Annotated in this window: 26 protein-coding genes and 1 riboswitch; of the genes, 15 read left to right on the forward strand and 11 right to left on the reverse strand. The window is 70.4% G+C overall.

The genetic code is table 11. The annotated features are described in order from the left end of the window. Positions 1-33 precede the first annotated feature (33 nt). From KOI35_RS18780 to KOI35_RS18790, 3 genes are read left to right on the forward strand one after another with little or no spacing between them, the layout of a single operon-like run. A complete protein-coding gene (locus KOI35_RS18780; RefSeq protein WP_308121061.1) occupies positions 34-1,542 on the forward strand; it encodes an IucA/IucC family protein in 1,509 nt (502 codons plus the stop codon). Continuing rightward, complete coding sequence (locus KOI35_RS18785; RefSeq protein ID WP_215788749.1) at positions 1,539-3,029, forward strand: IucA/IucC family protein; 1,491 nt, start codon at positions 1,539-1,541, stop codon at positions 3,027-3,029. The genes KOI35_RS18780 and KOI35_RS18785 overlap by 4 nt, the downstream gene beginning before the upstream one ends. Beyond that, positions 3,016-4,131 carry an alanine racemase gene (locus KOI35_RS18790; RefSeq protein ID WP_215788750.1) on the forward strand — a complete coding sequence of 372 codons (1,116 nt, stop codon included), beginning with the start codon at positions 3,016-3,018 and terminating at the stop codon, positions 4,129-4,131. The genes KOI35_RS18785 and KOI35_RS18790 overlap by 14 nt, the downstream gene beginning before the upstream one ends. A gap of 4 nt (positions 4,132-4,135) precedes the next feature. Here KOI35_RS18790 and KOI35_RS18795 read toward each other — a convergent pair whose 3' ends face one another. Then, positions 4,136-4,756, reverse strand: coding sequence for a hypothetical protein (locus tag KOI35_RS18795; protein WP_215788868.1), 621 nt, complete (start codon positions 4,754-4,756; stop codon positions 4,136-4,138). Positions 4,757-4,818: 62 nt separating this feature from the next. Between KOI35_RS18795 and KOI35_RS18800 the strand changes: the two genes are divergently transcribed. After that, complete coding sequence (locus KOI35_RS18800; RefSeq protein WP_215788869.1) at positions 4,819-5,166, forward strand: sulfotransferase; 348 nt, start codon at positions 4,819-4,821, stop codon at positions 5,164-5,166. Next, positions 5,163-5,630, forward strand: coding sequence for an NUDIX domain-containing protein (locus KOI35_RS18805; protein ID WP_438870610.1), 468 nt, complete (start codon positions 5,163-5,165; stop codon positions 5,628-5,630). Before KOI35_RS18800 ends, KOI35_RS18805 begins: the two co-directional genes overlap by 4 nt. Before the next feature lie 161 nt (positions 5,631-5,791). Here KOI35_RS18805 and KOI35_RS18810 read toward each other — a convergent pair whose 3' ends face one another. From KOI35_RS18810 to KOI35_RS18820, 3 genes are all read right to left on the reverse strand, one after another. Beyond that, positions 5,792-6,277 (reverse strand): DinB family protein, encoded by a 486-nt coding sequence (locus KOI35_RS18810; protein WP_215788751.1) that lies wholly within the window; start codon positions 6,275-6,277, stop codon positions 5,792-5,794. A gap of 119 nt (positions 6,278-6,396) precedes the next feature. Further along, a complete protein-coding gene (locus KOI35_RS18815; protein ID WP_215788752.1) occupies positions 6,397-6,918 on the reverse strand; it encodes a 2'-5' RNA ligase family protein in 522 nt (173 codons plus the stop codon). A 12-nt stretch (positions 6,919-6,930) separates the two neighbouring features. Further along, a complete protein-coding gene (locus KOI35_RS18820) occupies positions 6,931-7,749 on the reverse strand; it encodes an EamA family transporter (protein WP_308121062.1) in 819 nt (272 codons plus the stop codon). A 65-nt stretch (positions 7,750-7,814) separates the two neighbouring features. On the opposite strand from KOI35_RS18820, the gene KOI35_RS18825 reads away from it, so the two are divergent. Then, positions 7,815-8,300, forward strand: coding sequence for an Lrp/AsnC family transcriptional regulator (locus KOI35_RS18825; RefSeq protein ID WP_246613274.1), 486 nt, complete (start codon positions 7,815-7,817; stop codon positions 8,298-8,300). On the opposite strand, the gene def is transcribed toward KOI35_RS18825, so the two are convergent. From def to KOI35_RS18845, 4 genes are read right to left on the reverse strand one after another with little or no spacing between them, the layout of a single operon-like run. Next, on the reverse strand, positions 8,297-8,785 hold the full coding sequence (gene def / locus KOI35_RS18830) for a peptide deformylase (RefSeq protein ID WP_215788755.1): 489 nt from the start codon (positions 8,783-8,785) through the stop codon (positions 8,297-8,299). The genes KOI35_RS18825 and def overlap by 4 nt on opposite strands. 30 nt (positions 8,786-8,815) lie before the next feature. Continuing rightward, on the reverse strand, positions 8,816-9,307 hold the full coding sequence (locus KOI35_RS18835) for a sigma-70 family RNA polymerase sigma factor (protein ID WP_215788756.1): 492 nt from the start codon (positions 9,305-9,307) through the stop codon (positions 8,816-8,818). Then, a complete protein-coding gene (locus tag KOI35_RS18840) occupies positions 9,304-10,161 on the reverse strand; it encodes a hypothetical protein (protein ID WP_215788757.1) in 858 nt (285 codons plus the stop codon). Before KOI35_RS18840 ends, KOI35_RS18835 begins: the two co-directional genes overlap by 4 nt. A 47-nt stretch (positions 10,162-10,208) precedes the next feature. After that, a complete protein-coding gene (locus tag KOI35_RS18845) occupies positions 10,209-11,429 on the reverse strand; it encodes a chorismate-binding protein (protein ID WP_215788758.1) in 1,221 nt (406 codons plus the stop codon). A 125-nt stretch (positions 11,430-11,554) separates the two neighbouring features. Here KOI35_RS18845 and KOI35_RS18850 point away from each other — a divergent pair, with 125 nt between their 5' ends. Continuing rightward, entirely contained in the window at positions 11,555-11,755 is a 201-nt protein-coding gene (locus KOI35_RS18850; protein ID WP_215788759.1) for a DUF5999 family protein, read from the forward strand. 143 nt (positions 11,756-11,898) lie between these two features. On the opposite strand, the gene gcvP is transcribed toward KOI35_RS18850, so the two are convergent. Further along, complete coding sequence (gene gcvP / locus KOI35_RS18855; protein WP_215788760.1) at positions 11,899-14,703, reverse strand: aminomethyl-transferring glycine dehydrogenase; 2,805 nt, start codon at positions 14,701-14,703, stop codon at positions 11,899-11,901. Positions 14,704-14,780: 77 nt separating this feature from the next. Continuing rightward, a riboswitch (glycine riboswitch) is annotated at positions 14,781-14,873 on the reverse strand. A gap of 51 nt (positions 14,874-14,924) precedes the next feature. Between gcvP and mgrA the strand changes: the two genes are divergently transcribed. The 4 genes from mgrA (at position 14,925) to KOI35_RS18875 (ending at position 17,931) form a co-directional block, all read left to right on the forward strand. Beyond that, complete coding sequence (gene mgrA, locus KOI35_RS18860; protein ID WP_215788761.1) at positions 14,925-15,920, forward strand: L-glyceraldehyde 3-phosphate reductase; 996 nt, start codon at positions 14,925-14,927, stop codon at positions 15,918-15,920. Between the two features lie 14 nt (positions 15,921-15,934). Beyond that, complete coding sequence (locus KOI35_RS18865; RefSeq protein ID WP_215788762.1) at positions 15,935-16,597, forward strand: nucleotidyltransferase domain-containing protein; 663 nt, start codon at positions 15,935-15,937, stop codon at positions 16,595-16,597. Then, on the forward strand, positions 16,594-17,346 hold the full coding sequence (locus KOI35_RS18870) for a nucleotidyltransferase domain-containing protein (protein ID WP_215788763.1): 753 nt from the start codon (positions 16,594-16,596) through the stop codon (positions 17,344-17,346). Before KOI35_RS18865 ends, KOI35_RS18870 begins: the two co-directional genes overlap by 4 nt. A 243-nt stretch (positions 17,347-17,589) precedes the next feature. After that, on the forward strand, positions 17,590-17,931 hold the full coding sequence (locus KOI35_RS18875; RefSeq protein WP_215788764.1) for a hypothetical protein: 342 nt from the start codon (positions 17,590-17,592) through the stop codon (positions 17,929-17,931). Positions 17,932-18,043: 112 nt separating this feature from the next. Here KOI35_RS18875 and KOI35_RS18880 read toward each other — a convergent pair whose 3' ends face one another. Both KOI35_RS18880 and KOI35_RS18885 read right to left on the reverse strand, forming a co-directional pair. Further along, entirely contained in the window at positions 18,044-18,418 is a 375-nt protein-coding gene (locus KOI35_RS18880; RefSeq protein ID WP_215788765.1) for a DUF1801 domain-containing protein, read from the reverse strand. Between the two features lie 587 nt (positions 18,419-19,005). Continuing rightward, a complete protein-coding gene (locus KOI35_RS18885; RefSeq protein WP_215788766.1) occupies positions 19,006-19,455 on the reverse strand; it encodes an SgcJ/EcaC family oxidoreductase in 450 nt (149 codons plus the stop codon). Positions 19,456-19,524: 69 nt separating this feature from the next. On the opposite strand from KOI35_RS18885, the gene KOI35_RS18890 reads away from it, so the two are divergent. The 4 genes from KOI35_RS18890 to KOI35_RS18905 are packed head-to-tail and all read left to right on the forward strand — an operon-like array spanning position 19,525 to position 23,823. Next, a complete protein-coding gene (locus KOI35_RS18890; RefSeq protein ID WP_215788767.1) occupies positions 19,525-19,971 on the forward strand; it encodes a MarR family winged helix-turn-helix transcriptional regulator in 447 nt (148 codons plus the stop codon). 30 nt (positions 19,972-20,001) lie between these two features. Further along, the gene (locus KOI35_RS18895; protein WP_215788768.1) at positions 20,002-20,655 is read left to right on the forward strand and encodes a nucleotidyl transferase AbiEii/AbiGii toxin family protein; all 654 of its coding nucleotides are present in this window, start codon (positions 20,002-20,004) and stop codon (positions 20,653-20,655) included. Positions 20,656-20,665: 10 nt separating this feature from the next. Beyond that, complete coding sequence (locus tag KOI35_RS18900) at positions 20,666-23,158, forward strand: DEAD/DEAH box helicase (protein WP_215788769.1); 2,493 nt, start codon at positions 20,666-20,668, stop codon at positions 23,156-23,158. Further along, entirely contained in the window at positions 23,155-23,823 is a 669-nt protein-coding gene (locus KOI35_RS18905; protein ID WP_215788770.1) for a response regulator, read from the forward strand. Before KOI35_RS18900 ends, KOI35_RS18905 begins: the two co-directional genes overlap by 4 nt. The last annotated feature ends 1 nt before the right edge of the window (position 23,824 follow it).

The following is a 23,824-nucleotide window of genomic DNA, read 5'->3' on the forward strand; positions in this document are numbered from 1 at the left end:
GATCTTGTCGGGGATGTGGGGACAATTGATCGCGTGCCGCCACCCGCTGACCCCGCCCAGCACACCGCCGGTCCCCTTCGGACCCGGGCGGAACTGGCATCCCGGCGGCCCGATCTGCTGGCGGCCTACGACACCGAGCTCCCCGGTGCCCGCGCGGCCGTCCTGGCCCGCCTGCTCGGCGCCCTCGACCGGGAACCCCTCCCCGGCCTGACCAGCCGGCGACCGGGCGAAGCAACGATCGCCGGGGTCACCGTGAGCTATCCGGCCGACTCCGCTCAACCGTTCGCCATGGTCGGCCCCGGTCTGACCGCAGGCGGCCACCAGGACCCGGGCGAGCTCACCCGCCGCCTCTGGGGCGACGTCCCCCTGGCCACCGAGATCGACAACAGCGTCGCCAACCTCGCCCTGGCCCGCAGCACCCGCAAACCCCGCCACACCCTTCCGACCGGGCCGGACGCGCTCGGCCTGATCGAGCAGACGGTCACCGACGGCCACCCGCTGCACCCCTGCTGCCGCACCCGCGGCGGGATGACCGTCGACGACGTCCTCGCGTACGCGCCGGAACACTCCCCGGTCATCCGCCTGCGCCGCCTCCGCGTCCCCCAGGACCGCTGGTACGGCACCGCCGCCCCGATCCTCTACGCCCACCCGTGGCAGGCCGACCGTCTCGCCGGCGCCTACCCGTGGCTCGTCCCGGACGGGGAGACGGGTCCCGTACGCCCCCTGATGTCCTTGCGCACCGTCGCCCCGACCGACGGCGGCCCGCACATCAAGACCGCCGTCGACGTGCAGATGACCAGCGCCGTCCGCACCGTCTCGCCCGCCGCCGTGCACAACGGCCCGCTGCTGTCCCGGCTGCTCAAACGCCTCACCGACGGCGAACCGATCGACATCCTCACCGAGATCGCCGCCGGCGCCGTGATCGTCGACGGCGAACCCAGCCGGCAACTCGCCCACGTCATCCGCGAGGCCCCGCAGCTGCAGCCGGGAGAGACCGCTGTCCCGCTCGCCGCGGTCCCCCTGCTGACCGGGCACGACCCGTACGCCTGGATGACCGACCTCGCCGACGTCCTGTTCGCCCCGCTCATGCGGGTGCTGGCCCGCGGCGTCGCGCTCGAGGCCCACGGCCAGAACACTCTGGTGGTGCTCGACCAGGGCCGGCCGACCCGGATCCTCTACCGCGACCTGGGCGGCGTCCGGGTCAGCGCCCGCCGCCTCCGCGACGCCGGGATGGACCCGCCGCCCCTGCACGGCGACCTGCCCAGCGACGACCCGGCCGAACTGCGCACCAAACTCGCCGCGGCCGCCTTCTCCACCGTGGCGGCCGAGCTGATCGCCGCGTTCACCCGCACGCGGGATGCCGACCCGGACCGGCTGTGGGGCATCGTGACCCGGGCCGTCCGGGCCACCGGCACCGAGGACGTGCCGTACCTGCTGAAAGAACCGCTCCCGATCAAGGCCACCACCGCGATGCGGCTGGCCGCCGACCCGCTCGACGACCGATGGGCCCTGATGGACAACCCGATGACGGGACACGCATGAACAAGACCCTGCGCCCGGAACGGATCGCGCACACCGAGGCCGCCCTCGCCGTCCACGCCCCCGAGCTGGTCCCCGGCTTCCTGGCCGCCCTGCCCGAGGCCGCCGACACGGTCGGACGGCGGCTGCGCGGTGCCCTCGTCCGGGAAGGAATCAAAGACATGGGCCCGGGGGTGCGGCACGGCTTCGGCCGCGTCGAATACCCGAGCGCCGGCGTCGACGACCCGGTCGACCTGCTCGACGGGATCGACGCGCCCGGATTCGCGGCCGAGATCCGCAACGCGGTGATGAACCTCGCCATCGCCATGGCCCGCCCGCACCCCAAGGCCGGCGACGACCCGGACGAGCAGGCCATCGCCCTGGAACGCCTCGCCGTGGCCGGGCACAACCTGCACCCCTGCGGCCGTACGCGGCTGGGCTGGGACACCGGCGACGTGCTGGCCCACGACCTGGAGGCCGAAAGCACCCGCCTCGGTTTCGTCGCCGTCCGCAGCGACCTGCTGATCGGCGACGACGTCTTCCCCGAACTCGAGGCACCGGCCGGGTTCACCGTGCAGCCGGTCCACGCCTGGCAGCGCGACAACGTCCTGCCCGAGCGCTACCGCGAGATGATGGCGGCCGGCCTGCTCAAGATCCTCGACGCCGAGCTGACCGCGATCCCGACCGCAGCCCTGCGCACCCTGCTGCTGCCCGGGACCGGCCAGTACCTCAAGGTGTCCCTCGACATCCAAGTCACCTCGACCCGGCGCAGCATCAGCATCGCCAGCACCCGCAACGGCCCGGCCGTGTCCCGGCTGCTGCACGAACTGGTCGACGACGACCGGATCCTGCTCATGGCCGAGACGGCCGGGGCCGCCATGCCGCTCGGGTCCGGCCGCGACCTGTCCGCGATCCGCCGCGACGGCCTGGCCGGACGCCTCGAACCGGACGAGCGGGCCGTTCCCGGGGGCGCCCTGCCGTTCCTGCTCGACGAGCTCGTCACCGGCGACCCGGGGGCCTGGCTGCGGGCGTACGGGGAAATGGTCATCCCCCCGCTGATGCGCCTCACCGCGCAGGGCGTCGCCCTCGAAGCCCACCTGCAGAACTGCCTGCCCACCTTTGTCGGCGGACGCCCGCACCGGCTCGCCCTGCGCGACTTCGCCGGGCTGCGACTGCACCAGCCGCGTCTGGCCGCCGCCGGGCACCACATCGACCTGTGGCCCGGCTCGGTCGTCGCCGCCGACACCCTCGACGTGTTCCGCGCCAAGATCGGCTACACGCTGTTCCAGGCCCACCTGGGCGAACTCGTGCTGCGCCTGGGCGACCACGGCCTCGACGAGGACGAGGGCTGGCGGATCCTGCGCGCGGTCGTCGACGAGCACGTCACCGGCGACGACCACGCCGCCTTCACCGCGCCCATGGTGCCGCACAAGGCCCTGGTCCGGATGCGGCTGGCCGGCTCGGGCGACATCTACGTGCCGGTGCGGAACCCGCTGCATGCGCCCGCCTGAACACGTCATGGCGGCGCTGCTCGAGCTCGAGCGGCCCGCCTGCGCCTACGTCTACGACACCGCCAAGCTGCGCACGCGAGCCGCCACGGTCCGGCAGAACCTGCCCTCAAAGGCTTCCCTCCTGTACGCCGTGAAAGCCAACGGCCACCCGGAGGTGCTCGCCGCGCTGGCCCAGGAATGCGACGGCCTCGAAGTCGCGTCCGGCGGCGAACTCCACCTGGCCCGGGCGGCGGGCGCCGACCGGATCGTCTTCGGCGGCCCCGCCAAGACCGACGCCGAACTCACCGCCGCCCTCGACGCCGGCGCCCAGATCAACGCCGAGAGCATCCACGAACTGCACCGCATCGCCGCCCTGCGCCCCGGCACCGAGGTGGTGCTGCGGGTCAACCGCAGCGGCCCCGGCCTGTCCGGCAGCCACCGCATGACCGGCACCGCCACCCCCTTCGGCGTCGACGAGGCCCAGCTCGGCGACGCCCTGGCCGTACCCGGCGTCCGGATCATCGGCTTCCACCTGCACGCCGTCTCCAACAACCTCGACGGCGCCGCCCACGCGGCTTTCGTCCGCTCGTCCCTCGACTGGGCCATGGCGACCGGCATCCGCCCGCGGGTCGTCAACGTGGGCGGCGGCTTCGGCGTCGACTACCTCAGCGACACCTCGATCGACCTGACCCCGCTGCGGTCGGTGGACGTCCCCGACGGCGTCGACCTGATCTTCGAACCCGGCCGCTACCTGGCCGCCGACGCCGGCTGGTACGCCGCCACCGTGATCGACGTGAAGACCACCCACGGCCGCACCTTCGCCGTCCTGCGCGGCGGCACCCACCACTTCCGGCTCCCCGCCGCCTGGGGCTACGACCACCCGTTCACCGTCCTGCCGGTCGACGACTGGCCCCACCCCTACCCGCGCCCGGCCGCCACCGGCACCCCGGTCGACGCCGTCGGCGAACTCTGCACCCCCCGCGACGTCCTGTGCCGCGGACGGCACGTCGACCGGGTCCGGGCCGGCGACCTGCTGGTCTTCGGCCGCACCGGCGCCTACGGCTGGGACATCTCCCACCACGACTTCCTGCGCCACGACCCGCCGCGGTTCGTCATCCTCTGACCCGTCAGAGCAGCTGGATCTGGCCGTGCACGATGGTGACCGCCACCCCGACGGCCGCACTGAGCGCCTGCGCGAGCGCGGCATCGGCCGCCGGCACCCCTTCGGCCGGCGGACGGATGTGCTCGCCCTGCAAGGTGATCCCGTCGAACTCGGAACCGAAGTCTCCGAACGCCTCGGGCTTGAAGTTCTCGAACAGGCCCGTACCCGCGCCGATGGCCTCGATCCGCGCGCTCGCCCGCTCGATGTCGGCCGGGGTGTACTTGCGCAGCCGGACAGTCAGCGGAATGTCCCGGCGTCGCGCCTCGTCCAGGATCTGCCGCTGCACCTGGTCGGCCGGGCCGTGCCAGTCCACGACGACGGACCCGGCCTGCGGCTCGGTCGTCGTCTTGAGGAAGCCGCTGGTCCCGATGCCGGGTCGGGCCTGGATCCACCTCTCCAGATCGGCCAGCACCAGCTCGCGCTGCCAGACGGCGTCGCTCTCGGCGGACGCCACCGGGCCGGGATCACCGGCGCCGGCCGGGGCACCGCGCCCGGCGACGACGCCGACGATCGAGACACCGACGGTGGCGGCCACGGCGACCAACACCGCAAATCGAGGCAAGACGCCGCCTCTGTCGATGATCATGCGGCAGGCTACCCCGGATATTCCGTTGCGGGCAGCGACGGCCGCCCGCTTAGGTGGGAATCATGCCGGGACCAGTGTTCGTGGCGGGAACGGGACGGTCGGGCACCTCGCGGATCGCCGACATCATCGGCGAACACCCGCTCATCCACCGGATACCGATCGAGACCCGGTTCATCCCCGACCCCGGCGGGCTCCGCGACGCCGCCGACGCCCTCAGCGTCCGCCGCTACATCGAGGTCAGGGCCGAAGGCCTCGCCGCCGACTGGCCGGCCGAGCGCGCGACACTGTTCGAGCAGCTCGGCGTCGACGACCACGCGACCCCGTCGACCTTCGACCCGCGCCTGCTCGACCGCCGGCACCCCGCCGTCGACGGCCTCGACGACATCATCACCGCGATGGGATACGAGTGAGACTGCGCCATTCCGCCCGCGCCATCATCGCCACCGACGACCACCGGGTCCTCCTCGTCCGGCACACCATGGACGACACAGCCGTCTGGGCCACTCCCGGCGGCGGCATCGAACCCGGAGAGACACCACTCGAAGCCCTGCGCCGGGAACTCGTGGAAGAAGTCGGCCTCACCCTCACCTCTACCCCACCGCACGTGTGGCACCGCGAATACCTCGGAGCTCCCTGGGCGCCCGGCTACGACGGCGTGATCAACGACTATTTCCTCGTACGCACGAGCGAGTTCACGCCCCACGGAACCCTGCCCCTGGCCGCCGAGAACATCACCGACACCCGCTGGTGGCCGCTGGCCGACATCGCGTCGTACACCGGCCCCGACCTGTTCGGGCCCCGCAACCTGGCCACCCTCTTGACCGCGCTCCTGACCGAGGGCGTCCCACCCGCCCCGATCACCCTGACCCGTTAAGGCCTGTTCCATGACTGGGGTGGGAGTGAGGCGGGGTCCAGATTTCGTCTGGTGGTGGCCCGTGGAAGTCCGGCTCCCGGTGTTGGAACCGGGCTTTCGCGGGACGCCGCCAGGCGGGATCTGGGCCCCTCCGTAGCCCCGCCTCAGTCATGGAACAGGCCTTACCGGCCGGTCGCCCCGTCGATCTGCTCCCGCAGAATGTCGGCGTGCCCGGCGTGCCGCCCGGTCTCCTCGATCATGTGCACCAGCACCCACCGCCGCGACGCCGCCAAACCCCGCCCCGGCGGACGCGGCGCCGGGGCGGTCAGGTCGTCCCAGCCCGCCACAACCTCATTCGCCCGTACGGCGGTCTCCCGGTAATCGGCCAGCAACCCGTCGACGGTCTCCGTGCGGCCCGGCTTGAACGTCCGCTTCATGTTCGTGATCGGCTCCTCCAGGAAGTAGAACCGCTCCACCGCGGTCAGGTGCTTGATCAGCCCGAGCAGGCTCGTCCCCGACGGAACGCCCGCCGTCCGCACCTCCGGCTCGGGCACCCCGGACGCCTTGTCGGCGATCGACTCCCGCAGGTAGTCCAGGAACCCGACCAGGGTCGACTTCTCGTCCGGCGCGGTCCAGGCCGGCCCGGTGTCCTTGCGTTTCGCTGCCATCGGCCCAGCATGGCCAGCCGAGATCCGAACTACCGAAGATCGTTGCGGAAGCAGCAAACCCGCTCTTCGGGGGCTGCTTTTGATTCCGATGTGCGGTTGATCCCTGCGCGTAGAGCGTCCTAGGATGCTAGTTCAGGAAACGTTCCGACCGGGCCCACCGGGCCGCTCGCCATCGTCACCCGCACGATCCCGGTCGGGACCATCGCGAACGGCGGCTGCCCCGGCGGCTCGGCGGTCACACCCAGGGTGATGTGCGGGCGGTAGTCCTCGCCGACCAGGCCCAACGGCGGATGCCCGAGCTGGAGGAACTCCTGATGCAGCTCGTCGAGTTCCGGAGTCCGGATCATCTCCAGACCGAAGTAGTAGCCGCCCGCCGGAACGTAGTAGTCGCCGGCCGGTACGACCGTGTACAGCAGCCCGATGATCTTCGGCGCGAAGCTCCGCCCCCGGTGCGGCACGGTCGCCGCGGCGATGCCGGCCGTGGCGTCGTCAGCGCAGTCGAAGTGCACGACCGACACGTGCGGCGGCGCCTTCTCCCCCAGCAGCATGAGGGGCTCGTGCCCATCCCCGATTGCGTGCGACAGCTCGACCAACGACCGCGACACGTCCGCGTCCGGCCGGAGCACCACTCCGTAAGCCACACGGCCATTGTCTCAGGCCATGTCCTCCCGGGGTGGGGAGCCGAGCGCCACCCCGGCCACGACCAGCAGCACCCCGGCGATCTCGGCCGGGCTCGGCACCTGGGCCAGCACGATCACGCCGATCACCGTGGCCACCGCGGGCAGCAGCGACACCATGAGGGCGTAGGTGCCCCGAGCGAGACGTGCCATCGCGAGCTGGTCGGCCACGTACGGGATGACCGAGGAACACAGGCCGACCCCGGCCGCCGCGGCCAGCAGCGCCGGATCGGTGAACGCGGGAAGAGCCGGCCCGACGCCGAACGGCAGCGCCATCAGCGCCGCGATCATCATCGACAGGGCCAGACCGTCGATGCCCGGCACCACGGACGAGCGCGCCACGCGGTGACCCAGCACGATGTACAGAGCGAACAGGACCGCGTTCACGGCGGCGAACACGAAGCCCAGCGGTTCGGCCACCAGCCGCACATCACTCAGCAGCGCCACGCCCCCGGCCGCGGCGACCAGCGCCAGCACGTTCCGCCTGGTCCGGGCGGCGACGGCGGCCAGCACGATCACCGGCAGGAACTCGATCGCGGCCACCGTGCCCAGCGGCAGCCGGTCGATGGCGAGATAGAACACGCTGTTCATCGCGGCCAGCACGGCACCCCACGCGATCAGCAGCCGGCTCGGGATCAGGCGCGGCCGGCGCCACACCGCGAACACCACGGCCGCGGTGAGGATGCGCAGCCAGGCCACGCCGAGCGCGTCGATGCGGGCGAACAGCAGCACGGCCAGCGCCGGGCCCAGGTAGTGGAAGACCGCGCTGACGACGAAGTACAGATACGGCGGCACGCCTTCTAGTCTCGAAACACGGCGGGCGCATGACCATGAGCGTTCGAAGGCCCGGGAGGCTCCCGATGGCGAATCACGAAAGCCTGGACGCACGAAACCTTCGCAACGGAAAAACGGCCCTGGACGACGCCAACGTGCGGTTGCTCGCGGCCCTGCGGGACGACCCCCGGGCGAGCACCGCCGAGCTCGCCCGGCGGATCGGGATGTCGGCGCCGGCCGTACGGGAACGCCTGTCCCGTCTGGAGGAGAGCGGCGTCATCCGCGGGTACCGCGTGGACATCGACCCGGCCGCCATCGGGCTGCCCGTCGCCGCGTGGGTGCGGATCCGTCCCGGCCCCGGGCAGCTGCCGAAGCTGGCCGCGCTGGCCGAGGCCACCCCGCAGGTCAGCGAGTGTCACCGGATCTCGGGCGAGGACTGCTTCCTGATGAAGGTTCACGTGGCCACCGTCGAGGCCCTCGAACCGCTGCTCGACCGCTTCCTGATCCACGGCCAGACCCACAGCTCGTTCGTGGTGGCCACCCCGGTCGCGCCCCGGTCTCCCAGCGTCTAGGCGCGGGGCAGGCGGCGGATCTCGCGGAGCGCCTGCCGGCGGACGTCGCCGGTCAGGGTGTCGATGTAGAGGGTTCCGTTCAGGTGGTCGGTCTCGTGCTGCAGGGCCCGGGCCAGGAAGCCGGTGCCGTGGATGACCAGCGGCTCACCGTGCCGATCGAAGCCGGTCGCCGTCACCGCGTCGGCGCGCCTGGTCGGGAAGTACAGGCCGGGGATGGACAGGCAGCCCTCGTCGTCGTCCTGCTCGCCCTCGAGGCCGGACAGCACCGGGTTGACCAGGTGGCCGACCACGTCGTCGACGTTGTAGGAGAAGACGCGCAGGCTCACGCCGATCTGCGGGGCGGCCACGCCGGCCCGGCCGGGCTCGCGGACCGTGTCCTCCAGGTCGTCGACCAGCGCCTGCAACTCGGCGTCGAACGAGGTGACCGGGTCGCACTCGGTGCGCAGCACCGCGTCGCCGAAGATCCTGATGGGCCGGACTGTCATGGTCCACAGGTTATCGGCGTGCCGGACGGCTCAGCCGAACAGGGCCAGCTGCTCCTCGGCCAGCAGTTCGCGCAGCTTGGTCAGCGAGCGCCGGGTCTGGCTCTTGACCACGCTCACCGGCAGCTCGAGCACGTCGGCCACCCGCTCGACGCTGTAGTCCTCGAAGTAGCGCAGGATCACGATGGCCCGGTCGCGTTCGGGCAGGCAGGCCAGCGCCTCCAGCATGGTCAGGCGCAGCTCGGGGCTCTCCCGGTAGGCCGGCTCGTGCAGCATGGCCGAGGCCGACTCGGACGACGAGCGCCGCCGGCGGTGATCGAGGAAGACCCGGAGCAGGATCTTCTGCGCGTACGCCATCAGGTTGTCGGACTGGGCGGCCCGGCGCCACGACAGGAACAGTTTGGTCAGCGCGTTCTGGGTGAGGTCCTGCGCCAGATGCCAGTCGCGGCACAGCATGAACGCCGTGGTGCGCAGCCGCTCGGCGTGCGCGTTCGCGAACTCGACGAACTGGTCCTCGTCGGTCATGAGGTGAACACCGGCGCCCCGCCGAACCGCGCCTCGCCCTGCTTGATCAGGTCGGCGTCCATGGTCACGCCCCACCGCGGATCGGCCGCGATCCGGGCCGCCTCGTCGGGGCTCAGCACCACCCGGCCGGGCGGGTTGGTGCGCCCGTCGCCGGCCAGGCAGGACGCGACGTCGACCTGCACGGCCGTGCCGTCGGCCCAGCGCGCGACCACCACCGTGCTCTGCAGGCAGTTGTCGGGCACCTGGGAGACCGACACGTTCGGGGTGGTGCCGCGCGGCCCGTCGGCCGGCAGCTTCCCGAGCATCATCCGGACCATGCCCGGCCCGGCCCCGCGATCGAGGTACATCTGCACGTAGAGATCTTCGTTACTCGACACCGCCGCGTGACTCGTCCGTCCGGGCGGGAGTAACTGGGTCAGAAGGTGAAGCATGGCCCCCGTTGTCGCTTTCTTCCGCGGTCCGGCGGCGGAATCGGTGCCGCTTGGGATGGCCAAATTACGCTCCGGAGACCGGGTCGTGGGGGGCGTTGCCGTGATCGGCACAGATCCGGGAGACACGGGAGCCTTCTGCGCCGCCGCCCGCCCGAGCGGCCCGCCCGTCGGCGGTGCCGGCAGCGGCCCGGACTGATCGGCCGGCTCGGCCACCACCGGACGCCGCGGTTCGGAGTGCGCGGCGAGGCTGCCGGAGAGCAGGATCACCAGCACCCCGGCCGCGCCGGCCCCGGCCACCCCGATGCGGCGGCGCCGACGGGTCCGCCGGCCGGCGCGCACCGCGGCACCCACCACGTCGCCCAGCGGTGGCGGCCGCTCGCTGTTCAGCTCGGCCCGCATCAATGCCCGGAGGTCTTCGTTCACAGAAATGCCCTTCCCGCACCCATTACGAGCAAAGACGTAGCGGCGGATCAGTTCGGTGACCGCTGTGGTGAAACCGGGCTCAGGGCCGCCTTGATCGGGGCCAGCTTGGCCGCGGCCTCGGCCACCTCGGCCTCCGGGTCGCTGTCCCAGACGATGCCGCCGCCGGCCCAGGCGTGCAGGCGGGCACCGTCGGCGGCGACCGTGCGGATGGTCAGGCCCAGGTCGAGGTGGCCGGGGCCGATCCAGCCGACGGCGGCCATGCTGACGCCACGGCCGACCGGTTCGAGCCGGGCGATCTCGCCCAGCGCGGCGATCTTGGGGGCGCCGGTGACCGAGCCGCCGGGCATCAGGGCGCGCAGCAGGCCGGCCAGGTCGAGCCGGCCGGCGATCGGCGCCGACACGACCGACTCGGCCTGCCAGAGTCCGGACCACCGGCGTACGGCGAAAAGGTCTTGAACCTCGACCGGACCGACCCCGGGCAGACGGGCCAGGTCGTTGCGGGACAGGTCGACGATCATCACGTGCTCGGCGCGTTCCTTGGCCGAGGCGAGCAGCTCGCGGCGACCGGCGGCGGTGGCCGGACGGGTGCCCTTGATCGGGCGGGTGATGATCCGACCGTCGCGCACCTCGACCAGCGTCTCGGGCGACGCGGTGGCCAGAGCCCAGCCGGAACCGGCCAGAACGCCGCCGTAGCGCGCACCCGGCAACGCGGCCACCCGGCCCAGGGCCGGAAGGGGATCTCCCGTGTACGGCGCGCTGGTGTGCCCCACGACGTTGACCTGATAGACGTCACCGCGCCCGATCGCCTGCCGGACCTCCGACACCGCCGCGGCGTGCTCGTGCGGGGTCCACGACGGCGTCCACTCCCCCAGCGCGAAGTCTGAGGAAAATCCGGGCTCTGTCGGCCCAGAGTCGTGGGCATAGACAACTGCATAGACGTCCGGGATCGACGGCACCGGACTGGCCGCCCCGAGCGGCGCCCCGGCCATCACGGAACCGGCATCGGCCGACACGTAGAGTGCCGCTCCACAGATCGAGCCAGCGCCGGTCGGACAGACCTGGGTGGCCGTTCGGCCAATGTTTCGCACGCCCAGTCCGTTGTCCTCGAGGTACCCGGAGACAAGCTCTGCGGGGTCACCACCGTCGCCCAGGAACCACTGGAAGCTTGCTGACGCTCGGTGACGGCCCAGGCAGGACGCCGGAGCGGCCGGCGGGCGAGCGAAAGGGGGTGTCGGATAGTGGCCGATCGACCGGCTTCCGTGGACCATCGGATACGAGGATTCTGTCAATGGCGACACCGTCACCCGCTCGATCCGTTGTCGTTCGATTTGAGGTAACGTCCGTCACCGTCGTTGTGAGTCATCACACAACCCCCCGACCGGAGCAACACACAATGTGCCAGCACCTGAACCCCTGTCCCAGCGCAGACGCCATCGACCGGGAAGCCGCCAAGACCGTGGCGACCTGCCGCGAGCAAGGCTGGAGCCTGCTCTGCAACGGTGTCATCGTCTTCGAGGACACCGGCGAGATCCTGCCCGACGGCACCATGATCGAGCCACACCGGGGACCCGCCCGGCACGCTCTCGCGGCCTGACCTGAGAGGCCCCTGAGAGGCCGTTGAGAGAGCCCGGAACGCGGCGGCGCCGAAACCCGACTCAGCTACCGAGCGTAGTCGAACGATACCCCCGCCGACCCGGGCGAGGCGCGCCCAGCGGGCCGGACGCGCCTCACGTGACCTCAGTCCTCGAACGCCTCCGGCGCGGGGCACGAACAGACCAGGTTCCGATCCCCGTACGCCCCGTCGATGCGGCGCACCGGCGGCCAGTACTTCGCCGTCCGGTCCACCCCTTCGGGGAACCCGGCCACCGACCGCGGGTAGGCGTGCTCCCACTCGTCGGCCGTGACCGCCGAGGCCGTGTGCGGCGCGTTCGACAGCGGGTTGTCCTTCGCCGGCCACACCCCCGCCGCCACCTGGTCGATCTCGCCCTTGATGGCGATCATCGCGGCCACGAACCGGTCGAGCTCGGCCAGGTCCTCGCTCTCGGTCGGCTCCACCATCAGCGTGCCGGCCACCGGGAACGACATCGTCGGCGCGTGGAACCCGTAGTCGATGAGCCGCTTGGCCACGTCGTCGACCGAGACACCGGTCGACTTGGTGATCGGCCGCAGGTCGAGGATGCACTCGTGCGCCACCAGGCCGTTGTTGCCCGCGTAGAGCACCGGGTAGTGCTCCCGCAGCCGCGCGGCCACGTAGTTGGCGGTCAGCACGGCCGTGCCGGTCGCCGCGGCCAGCCCGTCCGGGCCCATCATCCGCAGGTAGGCCCACGAGATCGGCAGGATCCCGGCCGACCCGTGCGCCGCCGCCGACACCGCGTGGTGGTCACCCGGCTCCAGCGGGTCGCCCGGCAGGAACTCCGAGAGGTGCGCGCGCACCGCGACCGGGCCCACGCCGGGGCCGCCGCCGCCGTGCGGGATGCAGAACGTCTTGTGCAGGTTGAGGTGCGACACGTCGGCTCCGAACTTGCCCGGCCGGGCAAAGCCGACCAGCGCGTTCAGGTTGGCGCCGTCGACGTAGACCTGCCCGCCGGCGTCGTGCACGGCGGCGCACAGGTCGGCGATCGAGGTCTCGTACACACCGTGGGTCGACGGGTAGGTCACCATGATCGCCGCGAGCGACTCAGCATGCTTGGCGATCTTGGCGTGCAGGTCGGCCATGTCGACGTTGCCCAGCTCGTCACACGCCACCACGACGACTCGCATGCCGGCCATCACGGCGCTGGCGGCGTTCGTGCCGTGCGCGCTCGACGGGATCAGGCAGACGTCGCGGTGCGTCTCGCCGCGGGACCGGTGGTAGCCGCGGATGGCGAGCAGTCCGGCCAGCTCACCCTGCGAGCCGGCGTTGGGCTGGACGCTGACCGCGTCGTACCCGGTGATCTCGGCCAGCCAGCCCTCGAGGGTCGACACCAGCCGCTCGTAGCCGGCCGTGTTCGACGCCGGCGCGTACGGGTGGATGTTGGCGAACTCGGGCCAGGTGACCGGTTCCATCTCGGTGGTGGCGTTCAGCTTCATCGTGCACGAGCCCAGCGGGATCATGCCGCGGTCCAGCGCGTAGTCCCGGTCGGAGAGTTTGCGCAGGTAGCGCAGCATGCTGGTCTCGGAGTGGTGGGAGCTGAACACCGGGTGGGTCAGGTATTCGCTGGTCCGCCCCAGGGGCTTCGCCCCACAGACAGCAGGAGCAGTTTCCCGTACGCCGAAAGCCGCCAGAACCGCAGCCACGTGCGCCGGGGTCGTCGTCTCATCGGTCGAGATCGACACCCGGTCGGCGTCCACCAGCCGCAGGTCGATCCCCGACGTGGCCGCCGCCGTGACCACCGCCGCCGCCCGGCCCGGCACGACCGCCGTGACCGTGTCGAAGAACGCGTTGTGGACGACCTCGACCCCGCCCGCGGTCAGGCTGCCGGCCAGGGTCAGCGCGTGGTCGTGGACCCGTTTGGCGATCGCCTTCAGACCCTGGGGTCCGTGATAGACCGCGTACATACTGGCCATCACCGCCAGCAGGACCTGGGCCGTACAGATGTTGCTGGTCGCCTTCTCGCGGCGGATGTGCTGCTCACGGGTCTGCAGAGCGAGGCGGTAGGCCGGGGCGCCGTCCGCGTCCTTCGACACGCCGACCAGCCGGCCGGGCAGCGACCGCTCGAGCCCGGCCCGCACGGCCAGGTAGCCGGCGTGCGGGCCACCGAAGCCGAGCGGCACGCCGAACCGCTGGGTGGTGCCGGCCGCGATGTCCGCGCCGATCTCGCCCGGCGCCCGCAGCAGCGTCAACGCCAGCAGGTCGGCGGCCACCGTGACCAGTGCGCCCTTGGCGTGCGCGGCTTCGATCAGGGCGGCGTGGTCGCGTACGGCACCCGAAGCCCCTGGGTATTGCAGGTGCAGACCGAAGAACTCGTCCGGCAGCGCATCGCCCGCGTCGAGGTCCACCAACGCCAGCTCGATGCCCAGCGGCTCGGCCCGGGTCCGCAGGACGGCGAGGGTCTGCGGAAGCGTGTCGGCGTCGACGACGTACACCTGGGACTTGACCTTGGAACCCCGCTTGGCCAGGGTCATCGCCTCGGCGACGGCGGTGCCCTCGTCCAGCATCGAGGCGTTGGCCGTGGTCAGCCCGGTGAGGTCGGTCACCATGGTCTGGAAGTTGAGCAGCGCCTCGAGCCGCCCCTGGCTGATCTCCGGCTGATACGGCGTGTACGCCGTGTACCAGGCCGGGTTCTCCAGCACGTTCCGCCTGATCACCGCGGGCGTGTGGGTGCCGTAGTAGCCCAGGCCGATCATCGAGGTGGTGACCCGGTTCTGCGCCGCGATCGCCCGCAACTCGGCGATCGTCTCCTCCTCGGAGGCGGCGGCCGGCAGCTCCAGCGTGCCGTGCCAGCGGATCACCTCGGGGATCGCGGCGTCCATCAGGGCGTCCAGTGACGCGTACCCGATGGCCTTGAGCATGTGGGTCTGCTCGTCGGTGTCCGGCCCGATGTGCCGGTTCGCGAACGTCATGAGACGGCTCCTAAGAGAGGTCGACTAATCGGCCTCCCCCTCTGTCACGCCGCGGGCAAGCGGATGCTCCAGAGTCGTCTGCCCACGCGGTCCTTTTGCCTGAGAGGTTCCGGGGAGGATTTGCCCCTTCGGCGCCGAGATGAACCCTCGGTCTCTCCCGCATGGCTGGCACCCAACCTACCAGCGATCATGGAAGGGGCCGCTATCTCTAGGGTGGGGTTGTGACCTACACCCCCGCGGGCGACCGCTACGACACCATGCCCTACCGGCGGACCGGGCGAAGCGGGCTCAAGCTGCCCGTCATCTCGCTCGGGCTGTGGCACAACTTCGGCCACGAGCGTCCCTGGCAGCGCCAGCGCGACATCGTGCGCCGCGCGTTCGACCTCGGCGTCACCCACTTCGACCTGGCCAACAACTACGGCCCGCCGCCCGGCAGCGCCGAGGAGAACTTCGGCCGGATCCTCGGCACCGACCTCAAGGCGTACCGCGACGAGATCGTCGTGTCGACCAAGGCCGGCTACGACATGTGGCCCGGCCCGTACGGCGACTTCGGCTCCCGCAAATACCTGGTCAGCTCGCTCGACCAGTCGCTGAAGCGGCTCGGCCTCGACTACGTCGACATCTTCTACCACCACCGGCCCGACCCGGAGACCCCGCTCGAGGAGACCATGGGCGCCCTCGACGCCGTGGTCCGCGCGGGCAAGGCCCAGTACGTCGGCCTGTCCAACTACAACTCGGAGCAGACGGCGGCCGCCGCGGCCATTCTGCGCGAGCTGGGCACACCGCTGCTCATCCACCAGCCGTCCTATTCGATCCTCAACCGCTGGATCGAGAAGGACAACCTGCTCGACACCCTGTCCTCCGCCGGAGCGGGTTGCATCGCCTACAGCCCGCTGCAGCAGGGCCTGCTGACCGACCGCTATCTCGGTGGCATTCCCGACGACTCCCGGGTCCGCACGAGCCGTTTCCTCAACGAGGACGCCCTCGACAACCAGACCCTCGGACGCATTCACGCGCTCAACGACATCGCCAAGCGCCGCAACCAGTCCCTGGCCCAGATGGCCCTCGCCTGGGCGCTGCGCGACGAGCGCATGACCAGCGTCATCATCGGCGCCAGCAGTGTCGAACAGCTCGAGAACAACGTCGCCACCATCGCCCACCTGGCCCTTTCCGAGGCCGAGACCGGCGATATCGACGGGACTGTTCTCGACCTCTGACCTATCGTCACCGCATGATCGAACACACGATCCTCGGCGTCGTGGTCGGTTCCCGGGCCTACGGACTCTCCGGCCCCGATTCCGACCACGACCGCCGGGGCGTGTTCGCCGCACCGACCCGCGCGTTCTGGAGCCTCGACAAACCGCCCACCAATTTCGACGGCCCGCTCCCCGAACAGTTCTCGTGGGAGATCGAACGCTTCTGCACGCTCGCCCTGCAGGCCAATCCGACCGTCCTCGAAGTGCTCTGGTCGCCGCTGGTGGAAACGCAGACCTGGGCCGGTTCGGAACTGTTGTCCGTGCGGCACGCCTTCCTCTCGCGAAAGGTCGCTTCCACGTACGGCGAATACGCGCGCGACCAGCTCACCAAGGTCGCGTCCCGCCGCGAACGCACCGGCGAGACCAACTGGAAACAGGCCATGCACATGATCCGGCTGCTGATGGCCGGCGCCCACGTCCTTTCCACCGGCGAAGTGCTGGTCGACGTCACCCACACCCGCGAACCCCTGCTCGCCATCCGGCGCGGCGACCTTTCCTGGGACGCGGTCGTCGACCAGGCCACCACATTGCAGGCCGCCCTCTCCGCCGCCGCGACGACCACGGCCCTGCCCGCCGATCCGGATCGCGACACCATCAATCAACTGCTTTCCCGCGTACGGGAAAAGGGGCTGGAATGACGACCACCGTGCCCACCTGGTCGGCCGAAGTCGTGGCCGAACTCCCCTATCCGGTCGTGTTCGCCACAGTCAGCGGTGCCCACCTCTACGGATTCGCGTCGGTCGACTCCGACCTCGACCTGCGCGCCGCCCACATCCTGCCCGCGGCCGAAGTGGTCGGCCTGCACACCGGCCCCGAAACGGTCTCGAACTCGGGAATCCGCGACGGCGTGGAACTCGACGTCGTCTCCCACGACCTGCGCAAATTCGCCCGCCTGCTGAACAGCCGCAACGGCTACGTCCTCGAGCAGTTGCTGTCCCCGCTGGTCGTCACCACCACTCCCCTGCACGCTGCGCTGGTGGAATTGGCGCCGTCGTTCATCACGTCCGGGCACGCCCACCACTACCTGGGGTTCGCCACCTCGCAGGAGAAGCTGTTCACCCAGACCGGCGGACTCAAGCCGGCCCTGTACTGGTTGCGCGTCCTGCTGACCGGCATCCACCTGATGCGTACCGGTTCCCTCGAGACAGATCTGGGGCTGCTCGGGTCGTCGCTGCCCTATGTGCGGTCGCTGATCGACCTGAAGCGCTCGGCCGAGAAGGGCCCGTTCCCGTCTGATCTGGAAACGCAGCTCCGCTCGGACGCGGCCGCATTGCGCATCGAGCTGGAATCGGCGCGGGACAGTTCCGCCCTCCCCGCACATCCGCCGGCCGAGGCGGTCGAAGCGCTGCACGATCTGGTGGTCCGGACCCGGCTCGCCACCGCCTGAGCGTCGCGTCATGGGTTCGCCGTCGGTCGGGCGGTGCGCTTTGGGTTCGCGTCCGGTGTTTGGCTCGCCATCAGACGGGCGTCGTATCTCGATACCGGGGGTGAATGGTTGACGGCCTCACGGCGTACGGGAAACGGTGTTGTGCTCGTCGCCTTTGGATTTTGTGGTGTGCGGCTCCGCCGCTAAGGCATCCTAGGAGGCTAGGAGTTATGTTTGCGGCGGGTGTCGGTTTACCCTGATCACATGTCCGCCGCTGTTCGTACGCCTGTTCACCTCGCCCGGCCCCACCGGCCGGTGCTCGTGGCGGGCACGCTGACGGAATTGCGCGGCCCGACGAGCGGATTCGTCGAGCTGCCGTTGCGCCTTTGGTGGGGCCCGCAGCGCGCATTCGATCTGAGCGAGCCGACAATGCTCACCTGGATGTACGAGAACGTGCTGCGCGAGGCCATTCGCGTCGAGGAACTGCGCGAGCATCTGCACGGCCCGACCCTGATCCGGGTGTGGGGCGAGCTCAACCTCCCCCGCGGCGTGCGCCTGGCCTGGGAAGCACGTCACCCCCGCCTGCGGCTCCCCGTAACTGTCTAGTTCAGTTCGTCACCCGGCGCCCCCGCCTGGTTGTCCAGCTCAGCGCGTGACCCGGCGCCTCCCCTGGCTGTCCAGTTCAGCGCGTGACTCAGCGCCTCCCTGGCTGTCCAGCTCAGCTGGTCACCCAGCGCCGGACCAGTTCCTTGACCTCGGCTTCGTGCTCGGCCACGAACTCGAGGCCGGGAAAGTCGACGACGGCCCGATCCGGGGCGGGCCAGGTCATCAGGCCGGACGGGTCGTCGAAGGTGAAGCCGGCGCTGTCGGCCCGGACCTTCGCGCCGCGATGGAAGATCAGCTGCAGCCGGCCGCGGGGCTGCAGACGAAACGTCACCCGGTCCTCGCCGTCGTAGCGGAAGCTCGGCGCGTTCCACTTGATGTGCTCGCTGATCCCCGGGTCGGCGGCCAGGATCACCGCCCGGAGCCGCAGCACGCCGTCCTTGAGCGGGTGCTGCAGGTCAGCCAGATACTCTTCGACGTCCGCCGGCAATCGGGGGCTCCCACCTGGTCGGATGGACTTGCATCGGTTTACCAGCTCATTCGCGCCATGCGGCGCTCCCAGGCACTGGCGGCACTGGACGCGATCATGAGCCTGGGGTGGGACACACGCTACTTCTCCTCCGACTCCCGGTGGGGGTCCCGGGCTGGAGATGGCGGCCGGGGTGTTCGGGCGGGCCTTCGACCACGAGTCGGTGATGAGCCCATGCCGAGACGACGTCTTCGCGGGCAGCGTGAACGAGCCCGCGTTCACCGGCGGCGACGGCTTCCTGGAGGCCACCGTCGTCCTGCGGCGGCACACCGGCTACGACCGCTGGCATTGCGGCGAGGTCGACCAGCCCGACGGCGATGACCGACAGCGCCGGGTGGTTGTTCCCGATGCTGCTCGACGAAACCGGCCACGAGTGCGGGCGCTTCGCCGAGGCCTGCAACAAGACCGAGATTTTCGCCCACACGCCGCTCACCGCCACCATCGGTGTCCGCGACCGCGATGCTGAGCAGGACCGCGCTGGTGAGGTGGGCGACAAACGACGATGTGGAGATCAGCGTAGGCCGTCGACAGCAACGACGGCATGGCGTTCACTTGGCGAGACGCGTCATCAGCCGGCCCATGAGGGTTTTCGCCCACGGGTGGTACCGGGTGTTCTGGAACGCCGTCACGGTCCAGGTGGATCCGTCACGGCGCAGGACCGTGGTGTTGGTCGAGAGCCGCTTGGCCGACGGTGTCGCCCGGTTCCTCTGCCACCGCATGATGATTCCGGCCCGCTGGACGACGACCGCGGTGTCGGGGTCGGGGAAGTGCACGGCACGTTCGACCACGGCCAGCCGGGAACCCTTCATGATTCCGGCGAAGAGGGGCTGGTGACCGTCGGCGATCTCCTGCCGCCCGGTCATGACAGTGCCGTCGAACGCCACGTAGGTCGCGTCCGCCGCATGAAGAGCGGCGTACGCGTCGGCGTCGCCGTCACGCCAGCAGGATTCGAGGGCGGTCAGCAGATCGAGGACGTCCGGGTGGGCGGTGGTGGTCATCGGGCGCTCCTGATTTACTTAGATCCAGCGTACTAATTACTACGGCGAATCTAAGCATTGGACGTACGAGTGTCAACAGCGGATGAAACCCACCTCGGCCGGGACCTCAGCAGCGCGGTGATCCTGTATCACCAGGCCGTGGCGGCCCGCGTCGGCTTGTCCGCGGGCGACCTCAAGACGCTCGAACTGATCGGCACGCACGGGCCGTTCAGTGCGAGCGAACTGGCTCGTCGCACCGGCCTCACCGCCGCGGGGATCACCAGCGTCATCGCCCGGCTCGCCCGCGGCGGCCACGTCGTGCGAGAGACCGATCCCACCGATCGCCGGCGCGCCGTGATCCGGGCTGCGGACACCGACCATCCGGAGCTCGCCGAGGTGTTCACCCGCCTCGGCGCCGCGCTCGGCGGAGTCATCACCGACTACGACCCGGCACAGCGCGCTGCGATCGTGAGCTACCTGCGCCGCATGATCGACGTTCTGCGCGAGCAGACGATCCTGATCGGACCCCAGCCCTAGCCAGTGCGCCAGTTTCACTAGGCTGACGCGATGGGCCGCGTCGACGACTTCTACTCCGAGGTGGCCCGGGTCGCGCTGACGGTGGCGGCCGAGCACGGGTTCGTCCTCGGCGGTGGGTTCGCCTGGCTGGTCAACGGGCTTGTTCAGCGCCCGACCGAGGATGTCGACCTGTTCACCGACGCGGCCGGTGGGGTGGCCCGGGCCGCGGACGAGGTGGCGGCGGCGTTGCGGTTGGCCGGCTACCGCGTCGTACGGGAAGAAGGGGATGAGCTCTTCGAAGGCATGGACGAGGACCTGCAGGAATTCCTGGTCGCCACGGATGATCAGGCGCTGCGGCTCACGCTCTGCCGCCTCGACCGGCACCGCACGCCGGTGGTGATGGAGCTCGGGCCGGTCATGCACCTCGACGACCTGGTCGCGACCAAGGTGGCGGCCCTGGTCAACCGGCGTGAGGTGCGCGACTACATCGATGTGGCGGCCGCGCTCGAACGGTATCCGCTGCACGATCTGCTGGCGCTCGCCCGGAACGCCGACCCGGCGCTCGACCCGGAAGACATCGCCGACGCGGGACGTTATCTGGATCGGCTCGACGATGCCCGGTTCACGCTCTACGGGCTCAGCCGGCGACAAATCCTCGACCTGCGGGAACGCCTCGCACCATGGCCGCGCACGTCCTCCATATGATTGACGGACCATGACATTGACTGACCGCCTCCCGGGCACCAACGATCCCGACGCCGTGTTCGACGCCTTCCAGAAATGGGCGACGGAGCAGGGCCTGGCCCTCTACACCCATCAGGAAGAGGCGCTCATCGAGATCGCCACCGGGGCGAACGTCATCCTGAACACGCCGACCGGCTCGGGTAAGAGCCTGGTCGCCACCGGCGCGCACTTCGCGGCCCTGGCCGACGGGCGCACCACCTTCTACACGGCGCCGATCAAGGCGCTGGTCAGCGAGAAGTTCTTCGCCCTGTGCGCGACCTTCGGGGCGCACAACGTCGGCATGCTCACCGGCGACGCCAGCGTCAACGCGGACGCACCGATCATCTGCTGCACGGCCGAGGTGCTGGCCAACCTGGCCCTGCGCGAGGGGGCGGACGCCGACGTCGGCCAGGTCGTGATGGACGAGTTCCACTTCTACGCCGAACCCGACCGCGGCTGGGCGTGGCAGGTGCCGCTGATCGAACTGCCGCAGGCCCAGTTCATTCTGATGTCGGCGACACTCGGCGACACGACCCGCTTCGTCGACGATCTGTCCCGGCGTACGGGGCGGGAAACCGCCGTCGTGGCCAGCGTGGAGCGTCCGGTTCCGCTGATGTTCTCGTACGCGATGACGCCCCTGCACGAGACGATCGAGGAACTGCTGTCGACCAAGCAGGCACCGGTCTACATCGTGCACTTCACGCAGGCCGCGGCCCTGGAACGGGCGCAGTCGCTGATGAGCATCAACATGGCCACCCGCGAGGAGAAGGACAAGATCGCGGCGGCGCTGGGCAACTTCCGGTTCACGGCCGGCTTCGGCAAGGTGCTGTCCCGGCTGGTGCGGCACGGCATCGGCGTGCACCACGCGGGCATGCTGCCCAAATACCGGCGGCTGGTCGAGACCCTGGCCCAGGCCGGCCTGCTCAAGGTCATCTGCGGCACCGACACGCTGGGCGTGGGCATCAACGTGCCGATCCGCACGGTGCTGTTCACCGGCCTGTCCAAGTACGACGGCATCAAGACCCGGCTGCTCAAGGCGCGCGAGTTTCACCAGATCGCCGGACGCGCGGGCCGGGCCGGATTCGACACGCTGGGCTCGGTGCTGGTGCAGGCGCCCGAGCACGTGATCGACAACGAGCGCGCGCTGGCCAAGGCGGGCGACGACCCCAAGAAGCGGCGCAAGGTCGTCCGCAAGAAGCCGCCGGAGGGCACGATCGGCTGGGGCCAGCCCACCTTCGACCGGCTCGTGTCGGCCGAGCCCGAGCCGCTGACCAGCTCGTTCCAGGTGTCGCACGCGATGCTGCTCAACGTCATCTCCCGGGGCGGCGACCCGTTCGCGGCGATGCGCCACCTGCTGACCGACAACCACGAGGAGCCGGCCGCTCAGCGCCGCCACATCCGCCGGGCCATCGCCATCGCGCGCGCTCTGATGGCGGGTGGCGTCATCGAACGTACGGAGGAAGGAACTTACCGCCTCACCGAAGATCTGCAGCTGGACTTCGCGCTCAACCAGGCGCTGTCGCCGTTCGCGCTGGCCAGCCTGGAACTCCTCGACTCTTCCGATCCGGCTTATGCCTTGGACGTGGTCTCGATCATCGAGTCGACGCTGGAGGACCCGCGGCAGGTGCTGAGCGCGCAGCGGCAGAAGGCGCGCGGTGAGGCCGTCAACGCGATGAAGGCCGAGGGCATCGAGTACGAGGAACGGATGGTGCTGCTCGAGGACGTCACGCACCCGCGCCCGCTGCTCGAACTGCTCGAGGCCGCCTACGAGACGTACCGGCAGGGCCATCCGTGGGTCGCCGACTACGAGCTCAAACCCAAGAGCGTCGTGCGGGACATGTACGAGCGGGCGATGACCTTCACCGAATACGTGTCGTTCTACGGGCTCTCGCGGTCCGAAGGTCTGGTGCTGCGCTATCTCGCCGATGCCTTCCGGGCACTGCGGCAGACCGTGCCCGAGGACGCCCGTACGGAGGAACTCACCGATCTCATCGAATGGCTCGGCGAGCTCGTCCGGCAGGTCGACTCCAGCCTGCTCGACGAGTGGGAGCGGCTGCGCAATCCGGGGGCCGAGATCGAGGAGGTACGCCTCGACGACAAGCCGCCCGCGGTCACCCGCAACGTCCGCGCGTTCCGGGTGCTGGTCCGCAACGCGATGTTCCGCCGGGTCGAGCTGTTCGCCCTGCGCCGCTGGAACGACCTGGGCGAACTCGACGGCGAGCACGGCTGGAAGGCCGACGACTGGCAGGACGCGATCGAGGACTACTTCGACGAGTACGCGACGCTGGGCACCGGCCCCTCCGCCCGCGGACCGGCGTTCCTGCACATCGAGGTCACCCCGGCCGCGTGGGTCGTCCGGCAGGTGTTCGAAGACCCGGACGAGGACCACGACTGGGGCATCGAGGCGACCGTCGACCTGGCCGCGTCGGACGAGGCCGGTGCCGCCGCGATCGTGGTCACGGCGGTCGGACCGCACTCGGCATGACCCGCATCCTGGTCGTGGACGATGATCCGCAGATCGTGCGCGCTCTGCGGATCAACCTGCGTGCCCGCGACTACGAGGTGGACGTGGCCGTCGACGGGGCGACCGCGCTCAAGGCGGCCGCCGCCCACCACCCCGACCTGGTCGTGCTCGACCTCGGCCTGCCCGACCTGGACGGCACCGAGGTGATCCGCGGGCTGCGCGGCTGGAGCAGCGTGCCGATCATCGTGCTGTCCGGGCGGGCCGACGGCAGCGACAAGGTGGCCGCGCTCGACGCCGGCGCCGACGACTACGTGACCAAACCGTTCGGCGTCGACGAACTGCTGGCCCGCATCCGGGCGGTCACCCGGCGGATGCAACCGGCCGGCACCCCCGCCGGGCCGGTCACCGTCGGGAGACACACGATCGACCTGACGACGCATACGATCACTCCGGACCAGCGGCTCACCCCGACCGAGTGGCAGCTGCTCGAACGGCTGCTCCGCAACCCGGGAAAGCTGATCACCCAGCGGAGCCTGCTGCACGACGTGTGGGGTCCGCAGTACGACACCGAGACGAACTATCTGCGGCAGTACATGGCGCGGCTGCGCCGTAAGCTCGAGGACGACCCGGCCCGGCCCCGGCATCTGCTCACCGAACCCGGGATGGGTTACCGCTTCCAACCGTGAG

The sequence above is a fragment of the Paractinoplanes bogorensis genome, assembly GCF_018829635.1.
Classification (GTDB): Bacteria; Actinomycetota; Actinomycetes; order Mycobacteriales; family Micromonosporaceae; genus Actinoplanes; species Actinoplanes bogorensis.